Raw genomic sequence first — 6150 nt, forward strand, 5'->3', positions numbered from 1 at the left:
TTATTACCTTCAGAACGACGATTTTTTGTATAAAACACTCGATAAATGTAAATGACTGGTGAATTATTTTGTTTTAATTTGTTTTATTTGAACGATTATCAGTGATTATGATCACATCTGTAATTCCAAACTCATTTTTTGTTTTTCGATTTAAACAACCGACTGCTAATCTCCTGCTCACTTTGGAAAGGTATCAAAGTTATAAATAATAAGGAGTGTTCTAAATGAATACCAAGAAACCTATGTCTCTAACTGGTCGAGTTATCCTCGGCATGGTCGTGGGCATATTAACGGGATTTGCCATTCAATCCCTTTTTGCAGACAGCGGATTTGTTAACAACTACATCGTTAACGGACTCTTTGAAGTAGGCGGACAGATCTTTGTCGCCAGTTTAAAAATGCTTGTTGTACCACTCGTCTTCGTTTCACTCGTGTGCGGTACAAGCTCTCTTAAAGATTTATCAACTCTTGGCCGTATGGGTGGCAAAACACTTGCTCTTTATATCGGTACTACTGCTGTTGCTATCACTCTAGCACTGACTATCGGTAATTTGTTCCAACCTGGAGCGGGTGCGGATCTTACTGCTGCGAGCTCTTTCAAATCAGCTGATGCTCCTTCTTTGGGCCAAGTCATCATCGACATGTTCCCGACCAACCCTATTCAGGCGATGGCTGAGGGCAAAACGCTACAAGTTATCGTATTTGCTGTATTGTTTGGTATTGCAATCAGTGCAGCGGGTAAACCTGGCGAGCGTATCGCCGCGGTTTTCTCCGACTTGAACGAAGTGATCATGAAGCTTGTCGCTCTTCTGATGAACCTTGCGCCTTACGGTGTGTTCTTCTTGATGGCTAAACTGTTCTCAGGCCTTGGCTTGGGCGCGATTTGGAACCTAGCGGAATACTTCTTAGTGTTAGCTGGTACTCTACTGTTACACGGTTTAGTAACTTACAGTGCGATGCTTAAAGGGTTTACAGGCCTTAGCCCAATTACGTTCCTACGTAAGATGGAAGATGCAATCATGTTTGCATTCTCAACAGCATCTTCAAACGCAACGATTCCAGTGACAATGGAAACGGCTAAAAACCGCATGGGCGTAGACAACAAAGTCGCTTCGTTCACAGTTCCACTAGGCGCAACTGTCAACATGGACGGTACTGCTATCATGCAGGGTGTTGCAACGGCGTTTATCGCACAAGCGTACAACATCGACCTGACTATGGGTGATTACCTAATGGTGATCCTAACAGCGACACTGGCTTCTGTTGGTACTGCAGGTGTTCCTGGTGTTGGTCTTGTTATGTTGGCGATGGTATTGAACCAAGTTGGACTGCCGCTCGAAGGTATCGCATTAATCATGGGTGTTGACCGTCTTCTTGACATGATCCGTACTGCCGTAAACATCACTGGTGATAGTGCCGTAACTATCATTGTGGCTAAATCTGAAGGATCTTTTGACGAAGCTCGCTTCAATGACCCAGCAGCCGGTGAGAAAGAAGAAGAAGTAAAGCTAGCACGCCAACAGGCATAATCTAGCTTCTCTGGTGCTCTTACTTTCAAGCCAAGGCGCAATTAATGGCTGTGCCTTAGCCTGATAATGAAAAGCGTGTATACAAAAACGCCACTGCTGATACAGTGGCGTTTTTTATTGGGTTCACTTTGAGCCGAAACGATTCAACTCTCATCTATTTTCTCATTACAGGGGCTGAGCGTGAATGCTGAGCCTAAAGCTTAATCTACGATAGGAAACATAAGGTTCACTCTAAGTCCCCCACCTTCTCTGTTCTCAGCGGTAACATGCCCATTCATCACTCCCATAGCTTCCTTAACGATCGCGAGTCCAAGACCGTAACCACCAGACTGTTTATCTCTGGCTGACTCGATGCGGGTAAACGGGTCAAAGATATCTGCAATCTTGTTATCTGGAATACCTTCACCATCATCCTCCACAGAAATGACACTGTAACGCTTATCATTAACCTGCCCGTAGGTCTTAACGACAATATCCGCATTGCCCCCTGCGTATTTGATCGCATTTCCTACAAGGTTACTGATCACCCTCAAAAGTAGCCTCTCATCAACATTAACCATTGATGTTGCTGTTTCCAAATCACCAGTCAAAGTTTGATTAGGTTTCAAGTCATTTTGCATCTGTACAATGAGCATTGAGCAATACTGCTCAAGATGCATTGGAGTTAACTTAGAATCATAACGAGAGGTTTCTAGGCGGCTGAACTCAAGAATTTCACCCACCAGCTTATTCATCTCTTCCGTTTCGCTTTCCATCCGTTCGAGTAAACCCATACTTTTTTCATCGACCTTACTACGTAGTAAATGTAATGCGAGATTCTGCCTTGCTAACGGTGTCCTCAACTCATGTGATACATCACGAATCAAACGACGCTGCTTTTCAGCCAGAGACTTAATCTCAAAGGTCATATGGTCAAAATCATTGGCAAGCTCATTGAATTCACGTGTAGTTGAATCCAACTCAGACACGACACTCACTGAAAAGTCTCCTTGTGCGAGCCTTCGACTGGCCTCCCTTAAACGATCGAGTGGCTGCTGCAGACTTTTCGCCATAATAATGGAAAAGAGCGATAACACGATCAAAGCAATCACAGCTTTCAGCGCATAGGAATACGGAGCAAAGGATTTTGCTGGATGAAACTGCCCTGGCAGTTGGATCACGAGTGTATTGCCGTTATCAAGTGGCAAGCCGAAGATAGGCTTACTCACACGATCACTGAGTTGATGGTCTAATGTACGCAGGTACTTCAACTTAAATTCAAAATGCGGATGCATGTGTCGGTGGGTAATAGGTCGGTTGTTTTCATCGATAATGAATAAATAATAACGTTGGGCATTGCCCCAGTCGGCAAGCTCATCCATGTCCCCTTCTTCGATCAGTACATTAGCTTGATAAGCCAAATCCAACATTTCAGCTTTGACAGGTTCAGGTACCTTCAACAAGGCTTTCATCAGCGCTCGTTCTGCGACACCTTGAAGGATGAGGATACTGACTAAAATCACGGTCAGGCAACTGAACAGCTGAAACGTTAAGCCATCCTTACGCTTGATAACGAAATCAGGGCACCGTAGAAACCAGTTACTCATGCTCCTACCGACTCTAGGTAGCTGTAGCCTTGACCGCGCACAGTTTTAATATGTTGCTTTGATAAGCCAGCCTGCACCAATTTTCGACGTATGTTGCTGATATGCATATCTAAGTTACGGTCGAATGGACACAGTTCTTTCTTCAATACATGTACTTGCAAGTCAGATTTTGATACAACGATTCCATTATTTTTGATCAGATAATCGAGCAACTCTTTTTCAGTGCCGGTTAAAGGTAAACGGGTAAGTTGCTCGCACAAACCTTGATTAGATGAAGCCATTGATTGTCTTTGTCGCTCAAACCCAACTCGGCGTAAGATCACCTTAATCCGGGTCAAAAGCTCAGGAACATTGAAAGGCTTAGCGATGTATTGATCTGCCCCGGCTTGATAGCCATCTAGCATGGAGGCATCATCATTAAGCGCAGTTAGCATAAGGATAGGAGTAGCAAAACGCTGACAAATACGTCTTGCGACTTGAATACCACTTAAATTAGGGAGCATCACATCGAGTAAGACTAAATCAACAGGATTTGATTGAATAAACTCTAGAGCTGATTCACCGCAATGAACGGTATCAACGTGATACCCTTCATTTTCCAACACTTCACCCAGTAACTCACACAACTGAATATCATCATCAACAACTAAAACACGAGACATTTCACACACCGATAAATAAGAACTGTTTGCATTCTAATTATCGTTATTATTGATTTCAATTATAAAGTGCGTGATTTCCTCTATAGAAGAAAATCTTTTTCAATCGGTACAAATTTTGAGGCAGAATCGATAAGATTTTGAGCTGTTAACCCAGGAACGCCATACACTTCAACAGGCTTTCCAAAACGCTCTTTGATTCGCTCTACCAAGATTTCAAAATCACCGTCTCCTGATACCAAAACAATCGTATCAACCGTCTCCGCAAGCTCTATCGCGTCTAACGCGATACCGACATCCCAATCCCCTTTGGCGCTACCATCACGACGCTGAATAAACGGTTTTAGCTTCACATTAAAACCAACACCACGAAGGATATGGTGGAATTGGCGCTGTTTAGGATCTTGGCTTGAGATTGCGTAAGCATTGGCTTCGACAACGTTACGTCCTTCCGTGGCAACATACCAAAACTGGTTATAGTCGAAGTTAGAACGGTATTTATCGCGTGTTGTATAGTAAACGTTCTGAACGTCGACCAAAATTGCTATGTTTTCCATAAATTCATACCTTTAGATTTTCCGTATACCCTATTCTATTCACTTCTAAAATGCGAGTCGCTTTATTTAATAAAAATGAACTCATTGGCTATGCTTAACGTACTTATTATTGGCTTAGCGTAGCTATTGCTAGCTTAACGTAGTTGCCATTAACTTAGAGCTTGTTTGAGTTTACCGAGGAAGGTGGAACATGCAGTACCGACAAATAATCAGATCATGCCTTGGCAGCGACACCTTTGACTCAGTATTGACACGTTGCTGCGCGGCAATAACTAACGCTGCCATAACTAAGGCAGCGATAACTAAGGCATCGGGAACAAACGTAATTTCCAAACCACTGAACGCTCTAATAACAAGCACGGTTATGTTTATGATTCTGTCGGTCAACTCGTTACACGCCTACCCAGCCTACTCTCATTCCAAGGCTCTGCCACACCGCAGTGTTATTTATTTCGCTCCAACAGAAGATTCGATCGTAAAAGAGTTTCTCAATGAAGTCTTGATTAACAATTGTCAATTGGACGAGCGAGATGTAGTTATCATGGTCATCGCCGAAAGCGGCTACACCGTTCCTGCATGGTTAGTTGAAGAGTTTAATTTGGATGCAGTGACTAACAGTTATGGAATACCCAAAGGTTCACACACTGCCGTGTTGATTGGCAAAGACGGGAAAGAGAAACACAGGTGGAGTGGTAAAACCGACTGGAGTTTAATCACCAATATTATTGACGAAATGCCCATGCGCCAACAAGAAATGCAGCGACAGAGTAGCCGCTGCAGTATTTGATTCTTAGTCAGCTAAGCTTGATCATCAATCACTTAAGCTGGCTTGTTAAACCAAGCCAGTTTTTCATGGAGCTGAGCAACACTTCCAACCACAATCAGTGCTGGGCTCTTTGCAACGCCAGCAAGATCAGCTAGGTCACGTAGCCCACCTCTAAACACTTTCTGTTCTTGGCGAGTGCCATTTTCGATAATCGCAACTGGCATGTCTTCTCGCATACCGTTATCGAGTAAATTCTTCTGAATATTCGGACTCTCTTTCAAGCCCATGTAAAACACGATCGTGTGATTGTGTTGAGCAAGAGAACGCCAGTCAATATCTTCGCCATCTTTCTTCAAATGACCCGTAATAAACTGTACGCTTTGCGCGTGGTCACGGTGAGTCAATGGAATTCCCGCATATGCGGTCGCTCCTGCGGCTGCAGTAATGCCAGGAATCACTTCAAATCTCACGTCATTCTCAGCTAACGTTTCGCACTCTTCGCCACCACGGCCAAAGATAAACGAATCACCACCTTTTAGACGCACAACGTGCTTGTTTTCTTGTGCTTTGGTCACCAATAGTTGGTTGATCTGATCTTGTGGTACGCAGTGGTGATCGAGCTTCTTACCCACATACAACATTTCAGCTTCTGGATTAGCCATCGCTAAGATATCTTTTGATACCAAGCGGTCATAAACCAAAACGTCTGCTTGTTGAATCACTCGTGCGGCTTTTAGTGTAAGTAGGTCTGGGTCGCCCGGACCTGCACCTACCAATGAAACAAATCCATTGCTTACTTCTTTAACATTCGATGACGATACTTCTGACATTCTGCGCTCCGAAGGTTTGCTTGTTTTATCTCAAGCTTCAATCTATGTGATAAGTCACTGTATTCATGATGACTTATCAAAATCCTTAACTCTTAGACTATCAGGTGTTGAAATAAATATTCAGTCTAAATACTAACGAAGATAGAAATAATTATAACAAAACAATCTATTGCGGATGTTTTGCTCAATAGCAAACAACGCATCTATGATAACTAAGGTGTTT

At 43.2% G+C, this 6150-nt stretch carries 6 protein-coding genes; 2 read left to right on the top strand and 4 right to left on the bottom strand.

Annotation, left to right across the window (positions count from 1 at the left end; translation table 11 throughout):
* Positions 1-224 precede the first annotated feature (224 nt).
* On the top strand, positions 225-1529 hold the full coding sequence (locus tag AB4496_RS09335; RefSeq protein WP_102249619.1) for a dicarboxylate/amino acid:cation symporter: 1305 nt from the start codon (positions 225-227) through the stop codon (positions 1527-1529).
* Between the two features lie 200 nt (positions 1530-1729).
* On the opposite strand, the gene AB4496_RS09340 is transcribed toward AB4496_RS09335, so the two are convergent.
* The 3 genes from AB4496_RS09340 to AB4496_RS09350 all read right to left on the bottom strand — a co-directional run bounded on the left by AB4496_RS09340 (position 1730) and on the right by AB4496_RS09350 (position 4331).
* Positions 1730-3115 carry a sensor histidine kinase gene (locus tag AB4496_RS09340; RefSeq protein ID WP_009845412.1) on the bottom strand — a complete coding sequence of 462 codons (1386 nt, stop codon included), beginning with the start codon at positions 3113-3115 and terminating at the stop codon, positions 1730-1732.
* Positions 3112-3777 (bottom strand): response regulator transcription factor, encoded by a 666-nt coding sequence (locus AB4496_RS09345; RefSeq protein ID WP_102257986.1) that lies wholly within the window; start codon positions 3775-3777, stop codon positions 3112-3114. Before AB4496_RS09345 ends, AB4496_RS09340 begins: the two co-directional genes overlap by 4 nt.
* Before the next feature lie 80 nt (positions 3778-3857).
* Positions 3858-4331 (bottom strand): NYN domain-containing protein, encoded by a 474-nt coding sequence (locus AB4496_RS09350; protein ID WP_009845414.1) that lies wholly within the window; start codon positions 4329-4331, stop codon positions 3858-3860.
* 190 nt (positions 4332-4521) lie between these two features.
* Between AB4496_RS09350 and AB4496_RS09355 the strand changes: the two genes are divergently transcribed.
* Positions 4522-5118 carry a DUF4174 domain-containing protein gene (locus AB4496_RS09355; protein ID WP_102257985.1) on the top strand — a complete coding sequence of 199 codons (597 nt, stop codon included), beginning with the start codon at positions 4522-4524 and terminating at the stop codon, positions 5116-5118.
* 32 nt (positions 5119-5150) lie between these two features.
* Here AB4496_RS09355 and cobA read toward each other — a convergent pair whose 3' ends face one another.
* Positions 5151-5927, bottom strand: a complete 777-nt coding sequence (cobA, locus tag AB4496_RS09360; protein ID WP_017102098.1) for a uroporphyrinogen-III C-methyltransferase — start codon at positions 5925-5927, stop codon at positions 5151-5153.
* Between the last annotated feature and the right edge of the window lie 223 nt (positions 5928-6150).

Origin of the sequence: Vibrio sp. 10N.222.46.A1 (assembly GCF_041473595.1) — a bacterium.
GTDB classification, from domain to species: domain Bacteria; phylum Pseudomonadota; class Gammaproteobacteria; order Enterobacterales; family Vibrionaceae; genus Vibrio; species Vibrio tasmaniensis_A.

What these genes read in the sequence shown, in the direction of transcription:
- AB4496_RS09345 (WP_102257986.1), bottom strand. Translation starts at nt 3,777, where the DNA reads ATGTCTCGTGTTTTAGTTGTTGATGATGATATTCAGTTGTGTGAGTTA.
- AB4496_RS09335 (WP_102249619.1), top strand. Translation starts at nt 225, where the DNA reads ATGAATACCAAGAAACCTATGTCTCTAACTGGTCGAGTTATCCTCGGC.
- cobA (WP_017102098.1), bottom strand. Translation starts at nt 5,927, where the DNA reads ATGTCAGAAGTATCGTCATCGAATGTTAAAGAAGTAAGCAATGGATTT.
- AB4496_RS09340 (WP_009845412.1), bottom strand. Translation starts at nt 3,115, where the DNA reads ATGAGTAACTGGTTTCTACGGTGCCCTGATTTCGTTATCAAGCGTAAG.
- AB4496_RS09350 (WP_009845414.1), bottom strand. Translation starts at nt 4,331, where the DNA reads ATGGAAAACATAGCAATTTTGGTCGACGTTCAGAACGTTTACTATACA.
- AB4496_RS09355 (WP_102257985.1), top strand. Translation starts at nt 4,522, where the DNA reads ATGCAGTACCGACAAATAATCAGATCATGCCTTGGCAGCGACACCTTT.